Source organism: Streptomyces toxytricini (genome assembly GCF_014649915.1).
GTDB lineage: Bacteria > Actinomycetota > Actinomycetes > Streptomycetales > Streptomycetaceae > Streptomyces > Streptomyces toxytricini.
Window position 1 is genome coordinate 1 of the sequence record NZ_BMTY01000044.1, and the last position, 251, is coordinate 251.

A 251-nucleotide genomic window follows, 5' to 3' on the forward strand; every position below is an offset into this window, starting at 1 on the left:
TCGATATTGGGCGTTTCAAAGCGGGTACCGGAATATCAACCGGTTGTCCATCGACTACGCCTGTCGGCCTCGCCTTAGGTCCCGACTTACCCTGGGCAGATCAGCTTGACCCAGGAACCCTTAGTCAATCGGCGCACACGTTTCTCACGTGTGTATCGCTACTCATGCCTGCATTCTCACTCGTGAACCGTCCACAACTCGCTTCCACGGCTGCTTCACCCGGCACACGACGCTCCCCTACCCATCACAGC

Annotated in this window: 1 other annotated feature (running past one end of the window). The window is 57.4% G+C overall.

Features of this window, described 5'->3' with window-relative positions:
- Positions 1-251 (reverse strand) — a sequence feature (mutual gap in cmsearch alignment for this rRNA model is longer than 100) (it continues 1,581 nt past the right edge of the window).